The following is a 14,458-nucleotide window of genomic DNA, read 5'->3' as shown; positions in this document are numbered from 1 at the left end:
TGAATCTTTCAAGGAGGCTGCCATGCAGACTCGACCCCTGGTGGGGGTGATCGCCTGTCGCCGCGAGGTGGAGGGCCACCCCGCGCACATGGTGACCGACAAGTACCTCTCCGCCCTGCGGGAGTATGGCCTCGAACCGGTCCTATTGCCGGTCTGGGAATCCGTCGTGGGGGCGGACATCAAGCCCCTTCTGGCGCGCCTGGATGGCCTGGTGCTGACCGGCAGCTACACCAATGTGGTGCCGCAGCGCTATGGCGCCGAGCGCGAACCGGAGAACACCCGGGACGATCCGAGCCGTGACGCCGCGGCCATGGCCTGGGTGCCGGTAGCCCTGGACCTTGGCGTGCCGCTGCTGGGCATCTGCCGAGGCTTCCAGGAGCTCAACGTGGCCTTCGGCGGCAGCCTCTACCAGGCGGTACAGAAGCAGCCCGGCAGGCTCGACCACCGTGAGCCGGCCGGCGATCGCGAGACCCAGTACGCCCCCAGCCACGACCTGGAGATCCTCCCGGGCGGTCGGCTGGCGGCCCTCCACCCCGAGCGCCATACCCGGGTGAACTCCCTGCACCAGCAGGGCATTGAGCGACTCGGCGAGGGCCTCACCGCCGAGGCCGTGGCGCCGGATGGCCTGATCGAGGCGATCTCGGTCACCGACGCCCCGGCCTTCACCCTGGCGGTGCAGTGGCACCCCGAGTGGCGTCCCCGCGAGCATTCGCTCTACGACGCCCTGTTCACCGCCTTCGCCCAGGCCTGCCAGCAGCGCCAGGCCAGCCCCTCGTCACTGCCGGCCTGAGGGCCCGCGACCCCGGAGAATCATCATGCAGACTCAAGCGTGTCAGGCCCTGGATCGGGCCCATCACCTTCACCCTTTCACCGACTTCAAGGCGCTGGGCGAGGAAGGGTGTCGCGTCATCACCCGTGCCGAGGGTGTCTATATCCACGACAGCGAGGGGCATCGCATCCTCGATGGCATGGCCGGCCTGTGGTGCGTGAACCTCGGCTACGGGCGCCGCGAGCTGGTCGAGGCGGCGACGGAGCAGATGGCCGAGCTGCCCTACTACAACACCTTCTTCAAGACGACCCACCCGCCGGTCGCCCGCCTCGCCGAGAAGCTCTGCGACCTGGCGCCGGCCCACATCAACCACGTCTTCTTCACCGGCTCAGGGTCCGAGGCCAACGACACCGTGCTGCGCATGGTGCGTCGCTACTGGGCGCTGGAGGGCAAGCCCGAGAAGCAGTGGATCATCGGGCGCGAGAACGGCTATCACGGCTCCACGGTGGCGGGCTTGAGCCTCGGCGGCATGGCGCCCATGCACGACCAGGGCGGCCCCTGCGTGCCCGGCATCACCCATGTGCGACAGCCCTACTGGTTCGGGGAAGGGCAGGATCAGTCGCCGGAGGCCTTCGGGCGCGCCTGCGCCGCGGCCCTGGAGGAGAAGATCCTCGAGCTCGGCGAGGATAAGGTCGCGGCCTTCATCGCCGAGCCCGTGCAGGGGGCCGGCGGCGCCATCATGCCGCCGGCGAGCTACTGGCCGGCGATCAAGGCGGTGCTGGCCAAGTACGACATCCTGCTGGTCGCCGACGAGGTGATCTGTGGCTTCGGGCGCCTCGGGGAGTGGTTCGGCAGCCAGCACTTCGGTCTCGAGCCGGACCTGATGCCGATCGCCAAGGGGCTGTCGTCGGGCTACCTGCCGATCGGCGGCGTGCTGGTGGGCGACCGCGTGGCGGATACGCTGATCGAGGCGGGGGGCGAGTTCTTCCACGGCTTCACCTATTCCGGGCACCCGACCTGCGCCGCCGTGGCGCTCAAGAACCTGGAGCTGCTGGAGGCCGAGGGCGTCGTCGAGCGGGTCCGCGACGACCTGGGGCCCTACCTGGCCGAGCGCTGGGCCGAGCTTGGCGACCACCCCGTGGTCGGCGAAGCTCGCTCGCTGGGCCTGATGGGCGCGCTGGAGCTGATCGACCCGGCCACCGGCGAGCGCTTCGACAAGGCCCTGTCGGCCGGCAACCTGTGCCGCGATATCTGCTTCGCCACGGGGCTGGTGATGCGCTCGGTGGGCGATACCATGATCATCGCCCCGCCGCTGGTGATCACCCGCGACGAGATCGACGAACTGGTGCGCCTGGCGCGCCAGGCCCTGGACGAGACCGCCCGCCGCCTGGCCGATCGGCATGCCGCGGCGCCGTCCACCGCCCTTCATCAAGAGGAGATTCGCGCATGAGCCTCACACGTCAACCGACGACCCGCGAGGAGTGGCAGGCGCTGGCCGCCGAGCTGACCGTCGAGCAAGGGCTCGAGACCCGCGCCTTCATCGACGACGCCTTCGTCGAGGCCGCCGACGGCGCGACCCTGACCACCGTGAACCCGGCCACCGGTGCGGCGCTCGCCGAGGTGGCGAGCTGCGACGCCGCCGATGCCGAGGTCGCCGTGGCGGCCGCCCGGGCCGCCGTCGATGGCGGCGCCTGGTCGCGCCTCGCCCCGGGCAGGCGCAAGGCCGTGCTGCTCAAGCTGGCCGACCTGATGGCGGCGCATAAGCACGAGCTGGCGCTGCTCGACACCCTGGACATGGGCAAGCCGGTCTCGAGCGCGCTGGGCGACCTGGCCGGCGCCATCGGTTGCCTGCGCTACCAGGCCGAGTGCATCGACAAGCTCTACGGCGAGGTCGCGCCCACCGGTGACAACGCCCTGGGCCTGGTGCTGCGCGAGCCGCTGGGCGTGGTGGCCTGCATCGTGCCCTGGAACTTCCCGCTGATGATGACCGCCTGGAAGATCGCCCCGGCGCTGGCCGCCGGCAACAGCGTCATCCTCAAACCCTCGGAGAAGTCGCCGCTCTCGGCGCTGCGCCTGGCGAGCCTGGCCCAGGAGGCCGGCCTGCCGCGGGGCGTCTTCCAGGTGCTACCGGGCTTCGGCCACACCGTGGGCAAGGCGCTGGCGCTCTCCATGGAGGTCGACTGCCTGGCCTTCACCGGCTCCACCGGGGTCGGCAAGCAGCTGATGCAGTACGCCGGCCAGTCGAACCTCAAGAAGGTCTTCCTGGAGTGCGGCGGCAAGAGCCCGAACCTGGTGTTCGCCGACTGCAAGGACCTGGATCGGGTGGCCCAGCACGCCGCCGCGGCGATCTTCCACAACCAGGGCGAGGTGTGCATCGCCGGCTCCCGGCTGCTGGTCGAGAATTCGATCCGCGAGGCCTTCGTGGAGAAGGTGCTGGCCGCCGCCGAGGCCATGCAGCCCGGCGACCCGCTGGACCCGGCGAGCTTCATGGGCGCCATGGTCGATCGCGCCCAGTACGAGCGGGTGCTCGACTACATCCGCCGCGGCGTCGAGGAGGGTGCGACCCTGCGCGTCGGCGGTAAGGCGACCGAGGTCGAGGGCCGGGGGCTCTTCATCCCGCCGACCGTGTTCGACGGCGTCACCGAGACCATGGCCATCGGCCGCGAGGAGATCTTCGGCCCGGTGCTCGCGGTGTTCGGCTTCGACAGCGAGGAAGAAGCGGTGCGGCTCGCCAACGACAGCGACTACGGCCTGGCCGCGGGGCTGTGGAGTCAGGACATCGATCGCATCATGCGCGTCACGCGCCGGCTGCGCTCGGGGCAGGTGTTCGTCAACAACTGGGCGGACATGGACCAGACGGTGCCCTTCGGCGGGGTCAAGCAGTCGGGCAACGGCCGCGACAAGTCCCACCACTCGCTGGAGGAGTACTCCGACCTGAAGAGCGTGTGGGTGACGCTCGCGACCTGAGATCGGGCTCTTGCGGCCTCATCCGATTCGCCGACCGGCGCCCCAATGGGGCGCCGGTCGGCGTTGAGGGCCTGCCAAGGCTGGGTCAGGCCGCGACCTCGGCGGCGCCCGGCGGGATATTGAGGTTCACGCGGAACAGGTTGTCCGGATCCACGCGGCGTTTCACCGCCTGCAGGCGCGCGAAGTTGACGCCGTAGGCGCTGGCGACGCGGTCGCCCTCGTCTTCGGTCAGGAAGTTGACGTAGCCGCCGCCGGTGGCGAAGGGCGCCAGCCTCTGGAAGACCTCGCGCGCCCAGTCGCGGCAGCGGTCATCCTCGGGGGCCTCCTGCCAGCGGGCGTGCACGTTCATCACGTAGTGGGCATCGCGACCGGCATAGGCGGTGGCGGTGGGGTCGACCCGCGACATGGCGCCCCCCAGGTGGGCCAGGAAGATCTCGCACTCGGGACCCGGCAGCGCCTCGGCCGCAGTGAGGGCCTCCTCCAGTGCCTCGTCGGTGAGCTCGCGAAAGTCGTGGGACTTCCAGTAGTTGCGGGCGCCCGGCGCGAGCAGGGGATCGAAGGCCGCCTGGAAATCGGCGTAGGGCTGGGGGCCGAGCATCTGGCCGGCCGGCTCGCCGAACGCCAGCACCGGCGCCGCGTCGCGCTCGGCACTGGCCGGATCGCCGGTATGCATCAGGGCGAACACCACGACCCGCTGTCCATGGATGGCCTCGGGCAGGAAGGGCAGCGGCGGCGCCTCGCGGAGGATCGCCCAGACGCTGAGCTCCTCCGGCGCCCCGCCGGTGAAGTCGCGCCAGGCCGTCAGTACCTCGCGGGCCTGGTCATACGGGTAGACCACCAGGCCGGCGTAGATCTCCGGGCCCACCGGGTGCAGGCGGAACTCGAAGGAGGAGACCACGCCGAAGTTGCCGCCGCCGCCGCGCAGCGCCCAGAAGAGCTCCTCGTCCTCCTCGGCCGAGACGTGATGACGCTGGCCATCGGCGGTGACCAGTTCCGCCGAGAGCAGGTTGTCGGCGGTCAGGCCGTGCTGGCGGGTCAGCCAGCCGAAGCCGCCGCCCAGGGCGAGGCCGGCCACGCCGGTGGTGGAGTTGATGCCCAGGGGCGTGGCCAGGCCGTAGGCCTGGGTCTCGCGGTCGATGTCGCCGAGCAGCGCCCCCGGTGCTACTCGGGCGGTGCCCTGGCGAGGATCCACGTGCACGCTGCGCATCGCCGAGAGGTCGATCACCAGGCCCCCCTCGGCGATGGCGTTGCCGGCGATATGGTGGCCCCCGCCGCGGATGCTCAGGCACATGCGTCGGGTACGGGCGAAGTCGACGGCCTCGACGATGTCCTGGCTGCCCTGGCAGCAGGCGATCAGGGCCGGGTGGCGATCCACCATGCCATTCCAGACGCATCGCTGCGTCGGGTAGTCGTCGTCGGTCGGGGTGATCAGGCGTCCCCGGAGACTCGCCGCGAGGGCATCGACGGCCTCGCTCGGCAGGGCGTTCTGGTCGCCCTCCAGGGTGCGATAGGTTAGCGCGGTCATGAAGCGTTCCTCCTCTGCCAGGCGGTCGCCGGGGCGCGCAGCCGAAGGCGAGTCCGCTGGATCGTGGGAATGGGTCCTGTGCTAAGTCTGGAGGATGCTCGCCGGCTCAGCGGCTCATATTGCTAGGTCGAAAGTGGCGATATCGGCACGGCCGAGCCGGGCAGGGGGCCTGCGATCGACGTGTCATTCTTAGAGGGGCGGGCAGGGCGCCGGGAGAGGAGGCCCGACCTGAGGGGAAGGGAAAGATGCATGTACAGAATGTAGTGTTTGTATAGTATTTGTACATGTCATGGCGTAGGCTGGGAGTCGACCCTCTCGATCAGGAGACAGACCCATGTTCGGACTCTTCAAGACCGACCCGCAGAAGAAGCTTCAGAAGGCCTACGAGCAGAAGCTCGAGCAGGCGATGCTGGCCGCCCGCAATGGCGACATGCGCGCCAACGCCTCGCTGACCGAGGAGGCGGAGGCGCTGCGTGAGGAGATCGAGAAGCTGAAGGAGGCCTGAGCCGGCGGTTCAGAAGGTCCGCGCCGGGGTGGCGCAACTGACCAGGCGGCAGGGGGCGCTGCCGGGATTGCGGAAGCGATGGGGCACGTTGGTGTCGAAGTAGTAGGCCTCTCCGACCGTGAGCAGGCGCGTCTCGGCGCCGATGGTGATCTCGATCTGCCCCTCCAGCACCACGCCGGCTTCCTCGCCCTGGTGGGCGATCATCTCGCGGCCGGTGTCGGCGTCGGGTGGGTAGGTCTCGATCATGAAGGCCAGCGCGCGACTGGCGCGGTTGGCGCCGACCAGCTTGTAGATGACGTCCCCGGTGCCCACGTCGGCCAGCTCGTCGGCCGAATAGAACACCTGGTTGCGGCTCTCCAGGTCCATGGTGAAGAAGTCCCCGACGCTCATCGGAATGGCATCGAGGATCTTCTTCAGCGAGCTCACCGAGGGCGAGACCTTGCCCTGTTCGATCAGCGACAGGCTGGAGTGGGTGACGCCGCAGCGCTTGGCCAGCTCACGCTGGGAAATGCCTCTCAGGGTGCGCAGGGCACGCAGTCGCGCGCCGACATCGTCTGCCATGGGTCGTCCTTTGAAATCGGGGGGCGGGCGCGAGGCCCGCCCCGATGCTCAGCACAGGGCGTCGAGCTTTTCCTTGAGCAGGCCGTTGACCTGCTGGGGATTCGCGGTGCCCCGGGAGGCCTTCATCACCTGACCGACGAAGTAGCCGATCATCTTGCCACGCTTGTCGGGCTCGGCGTCACGGTACTGGGCCACCTGGGCGGGGCTGTCCGCGATCACCTGGTCGATCATCGCCTCGATGGCACCGGTGTCGGTGACCTGCTTGAGGCCCTTGGCCTCGATCACCGCGTCGGCACTGTCGGCCTCGCCGTTCCACAGCGCCTGGAAGACCTGCTTGGCGGCCTTGCCGTTGATGGTGTCGTCGATGACCCGGGCGACGAGCTCGCCGAGTTGAGTCGCCGAGATCGGGCTGTCCTGGATCGGCAGCCCCTCGCGGTTCAGCGCGCCGGAAAGCTCGCCCTGCACCCAGTTGGCGGCCTGCTTGGCATCGCCGCAGACCTCCTTGACCTGCTCGAAGAACTCGGCCATCTCGCGGCTCGCCGAGAGCACCCCGGCGTCGTAGGCCGAGAGGCCCAGGGCCTCCTGGAAGCGCGCGCGCTTGTCGGCGGGCAGTTCCGGGAGGTTGTCGCGCAGGTGATCGACGTAGGCCTGGTCGAGCACGACCGGCAGCAGGTCGGGGCAGGGGAAGTAGCGGTAGTCGTTGGCCTGCTCCTTGGTGCGCATGCTGCGGGTCTCGTCGCGCTCGGGATCGAAGAGGCGCGTCTCCTGGACCACCTCGCCGCCGTCCTCGAGCAGCTCGATCTGGCGCTCCACCTCGAAGGCGATGGCGCGCTCGACGAAGCGGAAGGAGTTGACGTTCTTGATCTCGGCACGGGTGCCGAAGGCCTCCTGGCCCTTGGGGCGTACCGAGACGTTGACGTCGCAACGCATCGAGCCCTCGGCCATGTTGCCGTCGCTGATGCCGAGATAGGTGACGATGGAGTGGATCGCCTTGAGGTAGGCCGCGGCCTCCTTGGCCGAGCGCATGTCCGGCTCGGAGACGATCTCCAACAGCGGCGTGCCGGCGCGGTTCAGGTCGATGCCGGTCATGCCGTGGAAGTCCTCGTGGAGCGACTTGCCGGCATCCTCCTCGAGGTGGGCGTGGTGCACCCGGATGGCCTTGGTGCTGCCGTCGTCCAGGGTGATCTCCACCTCGCCGGGGCCGACGATGGGGTGATACATCTGGCTGGTCTGGTAGCCCTTGGGCAGGTCCGGATAGAAGTAGTTCTTGCGGTCGAACACCGAGACCTCGGGGATCTCGGCGTGGATGCCCAGGCCGAACTGCACGGCCATGGCCACGGCGGCCTCGTTAAGCACCGGCAGCACGCCGGGCATGCCCAGGTCGACGGCGCAGGCCTGGCTATTGGGCTCGGCGCCGAAGGCGGTCGAGGCGCCGGAGAAGATCTTGGAACGGGTGGCGAGCTGGACGTGGACCTCCAGCCCGATCACGGTTTCCCATTGCATCACAGGGACTCCTCGGCGAGAGCGGGACGACGCAGGTGCCAGTCGGTGGCCTGCTGGAACTGGTGGGCGACGTTGAGCAGGCGGGCCTCGGCGAAGTGGGTGCCGAGGACCTGCAGGCCCACCGGGCGGCCGCCGACGATGCCGGCCGGCACGCTGATGCCGGGGATGCCCGCCAGGTTGATGGCGATGGTGTAGATGTCCTGCAGGTACATCGAGACCGGATCCTTCTTCGCCCCAAGGTCGAAGGCCGGGGTCGGCGAGGCCGGGCCCATCAGCACGTCGACCTCGTCGAAGGCGTCGAGGAAGTCCTGGCGGATCAGCCGGCGCACCTGCTGGGCCTTCTTGTAGTAGGCGTCGAAGAAGCCTTCGGAGAGGGTGTGGGTGCCCATCAGGATGCGTCGCTGGACCTCCTCGCCGAAGCCCTCGGCGCGGCTGCGCTTGTAGAGGTCGGTCAGGTCGGCGGGGGCGTCGCAGCGATGGCCGAAGCGCACGCCGTCATAGCGCGCCAGGTTGGAGGAGGCCTCCGCCGGGGCGATGACGTAGTAGGCCGGGATGGCGTAGTGGGTGTGCGGCAGGCTCACCTCGCGCACCGTGGCGCCGAGCGACTCGTAGACGCCGATCGCCTCGCGCACGGCCTGCTCCACCTCGGGGTCGAGGCCCTCGCCGAAGTACTCCGTCGGCAGGCCGATCTTGAGCCCGGCGAGCGGCGCGTCGAGCTCGGCGGTGTAGTCCGGCACGCCACGCGCCACGCTGGTGGAGTCGCGCAGGTCGTGGCCGGCGATGGCGCCGAGCAGATGGGCGCAGTCGGCGGCGGTGCGCGCCATGGGGCCGGCCTGGTCGAGGCTCGAGGCGTAGGCGATGATGCCGTAGCGCGAGACGCGGCCGTAGGTGGGCTTGAGACCGGTGATGCCGCAGAAGGCGGCCGGCTGGCGGATCGAGCCGCCGGTATCGGTGCCCATGGCGGCGGGGACCAGGCCCGCGGCCACGGCGGCGGCGCTGCCGCCGGAGGAGCCGCCGGGTACGGCGGCGCCGTCCCAGGGGTTCTTCACCGGGCCATAGAAGCTGTTCTCGTTGGACGAGCCCATGGCGAACTCGTCCATGTTGGTCTTGCCAAGGCTCACGGTGCCGGCGGCCTGCAGTTTCTCGACCACGGTGGCGTCGTAGGGGGCCACGAAGTTGTCGAGCATCTTCGACCCGGCGCTGGTCTTGACGCCGGTGGTGCAGAAGATGTCCTTGAGCGCCAGAGGCAGGCCGGTGAGCGGCCCGGCCTCGCCCCGGGCGCGGGCGGCGTCGGCGGCGTCGGCGGCGGCCAGCGCCTGCTCGGGCGTCACGGTGATGAAACTGTTGAGGTCGCCGTCGAAGCGGTCGATGCGCGCGAGCAGGTTCTCGGTGAGCTCGCGGCTGGAGAACTCGCCGGCCGCGAGGCTGGCGGCGAGTTCCGTCAGAGTCTTGTCATGCATGGGCCCTGGGCTCCGTGATGGCTTGCCGGTAACGGATGGGAGTGACGCGGATCATTCGACGACCCGGGGAACCAGGTAGAGCCCCTGCTCCACGGCGGGTGCGCAGCGCTGGAAGGCCTCGCGCTGGTCGGGCTCGGTGACCTCGTCGGCGCGCAGCCGCTGGGTGGTCTCCAGGGGGTGGGCCAGGGGGGCGACGCCCTCGGTGTCCAGGGTCTGGAGCTGGTCGACCATCGCCAGGATGCGGCCGAGGTCGTCCAGGTAGTGGGCGGCCTCGTCGTCGTTCAGCCCGAGCCGTGCCAGATGGGCGGCCCTGAGAACGTCTGCGTGTTCAAGCGCCATGATCGGATGTCCTCGAGAGGGGGTGGGTCATGGAAATGACCGCAGAAGGTACCACATCCGCCGCCCGGCTGGCAGGCCCAAGAAAGCCGGGGCACACGGGTGTTCCGCTTGCTGCTGGGGGGGCTCGGTGATACCGTTTGCGTCCGCACAGGGTTCCCGGACTGCACTAGGTAACGACTCCATGTTCAAACGCTTGAGGGGGCTGTTTTCCAGCGATCTATCGATCGACCTGGGGACGGCCAATACGCTGATTTATGTCCGCGGCCGCGGCATCGTGCTCGATGAACCGTCGGTCGTGGCGATTCGCCAGTCCGGCAACATGCGCAGCGTGGCGGCGGTGGGTGCCGATGCCAAGCGCATGCTCGGTCGGACCCCCGGCAACATCACTGCCATTCGGCCGATGAAGGACGGCGTCATCGCCGACTTCACCGTCACCGAGCAGATGCTGCAGTACTTCATCCGCAAGGTACACCAGAGCACCTTCCTGACGCCGAGCCCGCGCGTGCTGGTCTGCGTGCCCTGCATGTCGACCCAGGTCGAGCGGCGCGCCATCAAGGAGTCCGCCGAGGGCGCCGGGGCCCGCGAGGTGTTCCTGATCGAGGAGCCCATGGCCGCGGCCATCGGCGCCGGCCTGCCGGTGGAGGAAGCCCAAGGGTCCATGGTGGTCGACATCGGCGGCGGCACCAGCGAGATCGCCATCATCTCACTCAACGGTGTGGTCTACTCCGAGTCCATCCGCGTCGGCGGCGACCGTTTCGACGAGGCGATCATCGCCTACGTGCGCCGCCACTACGGCAGCCTGATCGGCGAGGCCACCGCCGAGCGCATCAAGGAAGAGATCGGCTGCGCCTACCCGGGCGGCGAGCTGCGCGAGATCGACGTGCGCGGCCGCAACCTGGCCGAGGGCATCCCGCGCAGCTTCACGCTGAACTCCCACGAGATCCTCGATGCCCTCCAGGAAACCCTGGGCTCCATCGTCGCCGCGGTGAAGAGCGCCCTGGAGCAGTCGCCCCCCGAGCTCGCCTCCGACATCGCCGAGCGCGGCCTGGTGCTGACCGGCGGCGGCGCGCTGCTGCGCGACCTCGACAAGCTAATCGCCGAGGAGACCGGCCTGCCGGTGATCGTCGCCGAGGACCCGCTGACCTGCGTGGCCCGGGGCGGCGGCAAGGCCCTGGAAATGATCGACCAGCACACCTTCGAGCTGCTCTCCAGCGACTGACGGAGGCGCTGGCCTGATGCAGGGGGTCGCTCATTAAACCGCTGTTCTCGCACGGACCGCTGCCGGGCTATCGCATGCTGCTGTGTGCGATGCTGGCCGCCGCGCTGATGTACGCCGACGCGCACTTTACCCGCATGGAGCCTGTGCGGGCGCAGCTGTCGACCCTGGTGGCGCCGATCCAGTGGGTGGTCAGCCTGCCCAGCGACGTCCTCAACTGGGGGGCGCTGGCGCTCTCGGATCAGCGCGCCCTGGTGGACGAGAACCGTCGGCTGCGCGAGCAGATTCTGACGCTCTCGCACCGGGTGCAGCGCATGGCCAGCCTCACGGCCGAGAACGTGCGGCTGCGCGAGCTGCTGGCGGCTACCCGCGAGCGGGATATTCCCTACATCACCGCCGAGCTGCTGTCGCTGGATCCCGATCCCTTCACCCATCAGATGGTGATCGATCGTGGCCGTCGCGACGGGGCCTACGTGGGTCAGCCGGTGCTGGACGCCTCGGGGCTGGTCGGCCAGGTCACCGCGACCTCGGCCTACTCCAGCCGGGTGCTGCTGCTGGCCGATGCCAGCCATGCCCTGCCGGTGCAGATCAACCGCAACGGCCTGCGCTTCGTCATCCAGGGGGCGGGTAGCTACGAGGCCCTCAACGTCAAGCATGCCCCCGATACGGCCGATATCCGCGAGGGCGACCTGCTGACCACCTCGGGGCTCGGCGGCCGCTTTCCGGCGGGCTACCCGGTGGCGCGGGTCTCGTCGGTGATCCATGACCCGGGCGAGCCCTTCGCCCGGGTGACCGCCGAGCCGGTGGCCCAGCTGCAGCGCTCGCGCCACTTCCTGCTGCTCTTTCCCCCCGCCAGGCCCAGCGCCCCGCCCGAGGGCGAGCTCACCGCCCCGGCCCTCGAGGCGGCCCGGGCCGTGAGCGGCGCCCTGGCCAACGAGGAGGCGCGCTGATGGCCACGTCCCCGCCCGCCAACCTGCTGTGGGTCTGGTTCACCCTGCTGCTGGCGCTGTGCCTGCAGGTGATGCCGCTGGCCGATGGCTGGCAGGTGTGGCGCCCCGACTGGCTCGGCCTGATGCTGATCTACTGGTGCATGCGCGACCCGCTGCGGGTCGGCGTCCTGCATGGCTTCGTGCTGGGCCTGCTGGTGGATCTGATCGAGGGCGCGCCGCTCGGTCAGAACGCCCTGCTGCTGTCGCTGCTGGCCTTCCTCTGTGCGCTGGTCTATTCGCGCTTCCGGGCCTACTCGCTGGTCCAGCAGGCGGTGCTGATCTTCGTGCTGCTGGGCATGGTCCAGCTGGCCGAGCAGTGGCTGCGCACCCTGTTCGGGCCCTTCCTGATGCACCTCTCCTTCCTGGTGCCGGCGCTGATCGGGGCGCTGCTGTGGCCCTGGCTCACCACCCTGTTCGAGGCGCTGGGCCGGCGACACGCCCGCGACTGATCCTTCTTCACTCGCCCTCTGTCACTCGCTCTGGAGCCGCCATGACCCGTGACCCCGTGCTCTGCCTGGCCTCGGCCTCCCCGCGCCGTCGTGACCTGCTGGCCTCGATCGGCGTGGCGGTGGACGTGCGCCCGGTGGACATCGACGAGACGCCGCGGCCTTCGGAGCCGGCGGACGACTACGTGGTGCGCCTGGCGCGGGAGAAGGCCCTGGCCGGCGCGGGGCTGAGTCCTCTGCCGACCCTGGGCTCGGACACCGCCGTGGTGCGCGACGGCGAGATCCTCGGCAAGCCGGCAGGCCGCGATCAGGCGCTGGCGATGCTGCGGTCGCTCTCCGGGCGTGGCCACGAGGTGCTCACCGGGGTGGCGGTCACCGGCCCCGCCGGCGTGCTGAGCGCCTGCGTGACCACCCGGGTCTTCATGCGCGAGCTCGAGGAGGCCGAGCTCGCCGCCTACTGGGCCACCGGCGAGCCCGCCGACAAGGCCGGCGGCTACGCCATCCAGGGCCTGGCCGCGGTGTTCGTCGAGCACATCGAGGGGAGCCACTCGGCGGTGGTGGGGCTGCCGCTCTTCGAGACGGCGGCGCTACTGGCTCGCCAGGGCGTGCCGCTGTGGCACACGGCCTAGCCCCGGGACGTTGACCGCGGCGCAGGACGGCGTGGCGTGCTATGTCATAATGGCGCCAGATCTTACCGGACAAGGATATCCGCATGAGCGGTGAAGTACTCATCAACCTGACACCGATGGAGACCCGCGTCGCCGTCGTCGAGAACGGCGTGCTGCAGGAGGCCTTCATCGAGCGCGCCCGGCGACGCGGCATCGTCGGCAACATCTACAAGGGCAAGGTCGTGCGGGTGCTGCCGGGCATGCAGGCGGCCTTCATCGACATCGGCCTCGACCGCGCCGCCTTCATTCACGCCCACGAGGTGATGCCGCCGGGCACGCCGGCCGACGAGCAGGTCTCCATCGCTCAGCTGCTCCACGAGGGGCAGGCGCTGGTGGTGCAGGTCACCAAGGACCCCATCGGCTCCAAGGGGGCACGGCTGACCACCCATCTCTCGGTGCCCTCGCGCTACCTGGTCTACATGCCCGACTCGCCCCATCACGGGGTCTCCCAGCGCATCGAGGACGAGACCGAGCGCGAACGGCTGCGCGGCCTGGTCGAGGCGGCCGCGGGCGAGCAGCAGCTGGAGGTCGCCGGCGGCTTCATCGTGCGCACCGCCGCCGAGGGCGTCACCCTCGAGGAGCTCTCCGCCGACATGCATTTCCTGCTGCGCCTGTGGCGCCGGGTCAGTGAGCGCAAGGTGACGGCGGCGGCGCCCAGCGTGGTCTACGACGACCTGCCGCTGTTCATGCGCACCCTGCGCGACGTGATGCGCGACGATATCGAGAAGGTGCGCATCGACTCACGGGAGAACTACGTCAAGCTGATCGAGTTCGCCAAGGAGTTCATGCCGACGGCGGCGGAGCGCATCGAGCACTATGCCGGCGAGCGACCGATCTTCGACCTGTTCAGCGTCGAGGACGAGATCCAGAAGGCGCTCGGCCGCAAGGTGCAGCTCAAGTCGGGCGGCTATCTGGTCATCGATCCCACCGAGGCGATGACCACCATCGACGTCAATACCGGCGGCTACGTGGGGCATCGCAACCTCGAGGAGACGATCTTCAAGACCAACCTCGAGGCCGCCACCGCGATCGCTCGGCAGCTCAGGCTCAGAAACCTCGGCGGCATCATCATCATCGACTTCATCGACATGGACGAGCCCGAGCACCAGCGCCAGGTGTTGCGCATGCTCGAGAAGTCGCTGGAGCGTGACCACGCCAAGACCAAGTGCACCGGTGTCACCGAGCTGGGGCTCGTCCAGCTGACCCGCAAGCGCACCCGGGAGAGCCTGGAGCAGACGCTCTGCGAGGCCTGCCCGACCTGTGCCGGGCGGGGTACCCTGAAGACCCCGGAGTCGGTCTGCTACGAGATCTTCCGCGAGATCCTGCGCGAGGAGCGGGCCTACAGCGCCGAGACCTATGCGGTGCTGGCCTCCCAGCCGGTGGTCGACCGCCTGCTCGACGAGGAGTCGTCCGCCGTGGCGGACCTCGAGGAGTTCATCGGCAAGACGATCCGCTTCCAGGTCGAGACCCACTACTCCCAGGAGCAGTACGACATCGTGCTGATGTGAGC

Annotated in this window: 14 protein-coding genes; 9 read left to right on the top strand and 5 right to left on the bottom strand. The window is 69.4% G+C overall.

The genetic code is table 11. From position 1 onward, the window contains the following. Positions 1 to 22: 22 nt before the first annotated feature. The 3 genes from ACGTNG_RS13550 to ACGTNG_RS13540 are packed head-to-tail and all read left to right on the top strand — an operon-like array spanning position 23 to position 3,736. On the top strand, positions 23 to 790 hold the full coding sequence (locus tag ACGTNG_RS13550) for a gamma-glutamyl-gamma-aminobutyrate hydrolase family protein (RefSeq protein WP_394797055.1): 768 nt from the start codon (positions 23 to 25) through the stop codon (positions 788 to 790). A gap of 25 nt (positions 791 to 815) precedes the next feature. Then, positions 816 to 2,219, top strand: coding sequence for an aspartate aminotransferase family protein (locus ACGTNG_RS13545; RefSeq protein ID WP_394797054.1), 1,404 nt, complete (start codon positions 816 to 818; stop codon positions 2,217 to 2,219). Then, on the top strand, positions 2,216 to 3,736 hold the full coding sequence (locus tag ACGTNG_RS13540; protein ID WP_394797053.1) for an aldehyde dehydrogenase: 1,521 nt from the start codon (positions 2,216 to 2,218) through the stop codon (positions 3,734 to 3,736). Before ACGTNG_RS13545 ends, ACGTNG_RS13540 begins: the two co-directional genes overlap by 4 nt. An 85-nt stretch (positions 3,737 to 3,821) precedes the next feature. Here the strand turns inward: ACGTNG_RS13540 and ACGTNG_RS13535 are convergent, their stop codons facing one another. After that, positions 3,822 to 5,261 (bottom strand): FAD-binding oxidoreductase, encoded by a 1,440-nt coding sequence (locus tag ACGTNG_RS13535; protein ID WP_394797052.1) that lies wholly within the window; start codon positions 5,259 to 5,261, stop codon positions 3,822 to 3,824. A 334-nt stretch (positions 5,262 to 5,595) separates the two neighbouring features. Between ACGTNG_RS13535 and ACGTNG_RS13530 the strand changes: the two genes are divergently transcribed. Then, entirely contained in the window at positions 5,596 to 5,766 is a 171-nt protein-coding gene (locus ACGTNG_RS13530; RefSeq protein ID WP_108446770.1) for a DUF6435 family protein, read from the top strand. Positions 5,767 to 5,775: 9 nt separating this feature from the next. On the opposite strand, the gene ACGTNG_RS13525 is transcribed toward ACGTNG_RS13530, so the two are convergent. From ACGTNG_RS13525 to gatC, 4 genes are read right to left on the bottom strand one after another with little or no spacing between them, the layout of a single operon-like run. Then, positions 5,776 to 6,327, bottom strand: a complete 552-nt coding sequence (locus ACGTNG_RS13525; RefSeq protein ID WP_394797051.1) for a cupin domain-containing protein — start codon at positions 6,325 to 6,327, stop codon at positions 5,776 to 5,778. A gap of 48 nt (positions 6,328 to 6,375) precedes the next feature. Continuing rightward, a complete protein-coding gene (gatB, locus tag ACGTNG_RS13520; RefSeq protein ID WP_394797050.1) occupies positions 6,376 to 7,830 on the bottom strand; it encodes an Asp-tRNA(Asn)/Glu-tRNA(Gln) amidotransferase subunit GatB in 1,455 nt (484 codons plus the stop codon). Beyond that, entirely contained in the window at positions 7,830 to 9,290 is a 1,461-nt protein-coding gene (gene gatA / locus ACGTNG_RS13515; protein WP_394797049.1) for an Asp-tRNA(Asn)/Glu-tRNA(Gln) amidotransferase subunit GatA, read from the bottom strand. Before gatA ends, gatB begins: the two co-directional genes overlap by 1 nt. A 51-nt stretch (positions 9,291 to 9,341) precedes the next feature. Continuing rightward, positions 9,342 to 9,629 (bottom strand): Asp-tRNA(Asn)/Glu-tRNA(Gln) amidotransferase subunit GatC, encoded by a 288-nt coding sequence (gatC, locus tag ACGTNG_RS13510; protein ID WP_394797048.1) that lies wholly within the window; start codon positions 9,627 to 9,629, stop codon positions 9,342 to 9,344. Positions 9,630 to 9,810: 181 nt separating this feature from the next. Here gatC and ACGTNG_RS13505 point away from each other — a divergent pair, with 181 nt between their 5' ends. From ACGTNG_RS13505 to rng, 5 genes are all read left to right on the top strand, one after another. Further along, on the top strand, positions 9,811 to 10,848 hold the full coding sequence (locus ACGTNG_RS13505) for a rod shape-determining protein (RefSeq protein WP_089846023.1): 1,038 nt from the start codon (positions 9,811 to 9,813) through the stop codon (positions 10,846 to 10,848). A 74-nt stretch (positions 10,849 to 10,922) separates the two neighbouring features. Next, positions 10,923 to 11,795: a rod shape-determining protein MreC gene (mreC, locus tag ACGTNG_RS13500; RefSeq protein ID WP_394797047.1), complete on the top strand. Its 873-nt coding sequence runs from the start codon at positions 10,923 to 10,925 to the stop codon at positions 11,793 to 11,795. Continuing rightward, entirely contained in the window at positions 11,795 to 12,283 is a 489-nt protein-coding gene (mreD, locus tag ACGTNG_RS13495; RefSeq protein ID WP_394797046.1) for a rod shape-determining protein MreD, read from the top strand. The genes mreC and mreD overlap by 1 nt, the downstream gene beginning before the upstream one ends. Before the next feature lie 41 nt (positions 12,284 to 12,324). Next, complete coding sequence (locus ACGTNG_RS13490) at positions 12,325 to 12,909, top strand: Maf family protein (protein ID WP_394797045.1); 585 nt, start codon at positions 12,325 to 12,327, stop codon at positions 12,907 to 12,909. Positions 12,910 to 12,992: 83 nt separating this feature from the next. Next, positions 12,993 to 14,456 carry a ribonuclease G gene (rng, locus tag ACGTNG_RS13485; RefSeq protein ID WP_394797044.1) on the top strand — a complete coding sequence of 488 codons (1,464 nt, stop codon included), beginning with the start codon at positions 12,993 to 12,995 and terminating at the stop codon, positions 14,454 to 14,456. Positions 14,457 to 14,458: the final 2 nt, after the last annotated feature.

This window comes from Halomonas sp. B23F22_3, from assembly GCF_043496965.1.
In the GTDB taxonomy this organism is placed as follows: domain Bacteria; phylum Pseudomonadota; class Gammaproteobacteria; order Pseudomonadales; family Halomonadaceae; genus Halomonas.
This window is presented reverse-complemented; position numbering and strand designations above follow the sequence as displayed.

Excerpts from the sequence above, each read along its gene's own strand:
- ACGTNG_RS13490 (WP_394797045.1), top strand. The coding sequence starts at position 12,325 with ATGACCCGTGACCCCGTGCTCTGCCTGGCCTCGGCCTCCCCGCGCCGT.
- ACGTNG_RS13525 (WP_394797051.1), bottom strand. The coding sequence starts at position 6,327 with ATGGCAGACGATGTCGGCGCGCGACTGCGTGCCCTGCGCACCCTGAGA.
- ACGTNG_RS13505 (WP_089846023.1), top strand. The coding sequence starts at position 9,811 with ATGTTCAAACGCTTGAGGGGGCTGTTTTCCAGCGATCTATCGATCGAC.
- ACGTNG_RS13535 (WP_394797052.1), bottom strand. The coding sequence starts at position 5,261 with ATGACCGCGCTAACCTATCGCACCCTGGAGGGCGACCAGAACGCCCTG.
- gatA (WP_394797049.1), bottom strand. The coding sequence starts at position 9,290 with ATGCATGACAAGACTCTGACGGAACTCGCCGCCAGCCTCGCGGCCGGC.
- mreC (WP_394797047.1), top strand. The coding sequence starts at position 10,923 with ATGCTGCTGTGTGCGATGCTGGCCGCCGCGCTGATGTACGCCGACGCG.
- rng (WP_394797044.1), top strand. The coding sequence starts at position 12,993 with ATGAGCGGTGAAGTACTCATCAACCTGACACCGATGGAGACCCGCGTC.
- mreD (WP_394797046.1), top strand. The coding sequence starts at position 11,795 with ATGGCCACGTCCCCGCCCGCCAACCTGCTGTGGGTCTGGTTCACCCTG.
- ACGTNG_RS13545 (WP_394797054.1), top strand. The coding sequence starts at position 816 with ATGCAGACTCAAGCGTGTCAGGCCCTGGATCGGGCCCATCACCTTCAC.
- gatB (WP_394797050.1), bottom strand. The coding sequence starts at position 7,830 with ATGCAATGGGAAACCGTGATCGGGCTGGAGGTCCACGTCCAGCTCGCC.
- gatC (WP_394797048.1), bottom strand. The coding sequence starts at position 9,629 with ATGGCGCTTGAACACGCAGACGTTCTCAGGGCCGCCCATCTGGCACGG.
- ACGTNG_RS13550 (WP_394797055.1), top strand. The coding sequence starts at position 23 with ATGCAGACTCGACCCCTGGTGGGGGTGATCGCCTGTCGCCGCGAGGTG.
- ACGTNG_RS13530 (WP_108446770.1), top strand. The coding sequence starts at position 5,596 with ATGTTCGGACTCTTCAAGACCGACCCGCAGAAGAAGCTTCAGAAGGCC.
- ACGTNG_RS13540 (WP_394797053.1), top strand. The coding sequence starts at position 2,216 with ATGAGCCTCACACGTCAACCGACGACCCGCGAGGAGTGGCAGGCGCTG.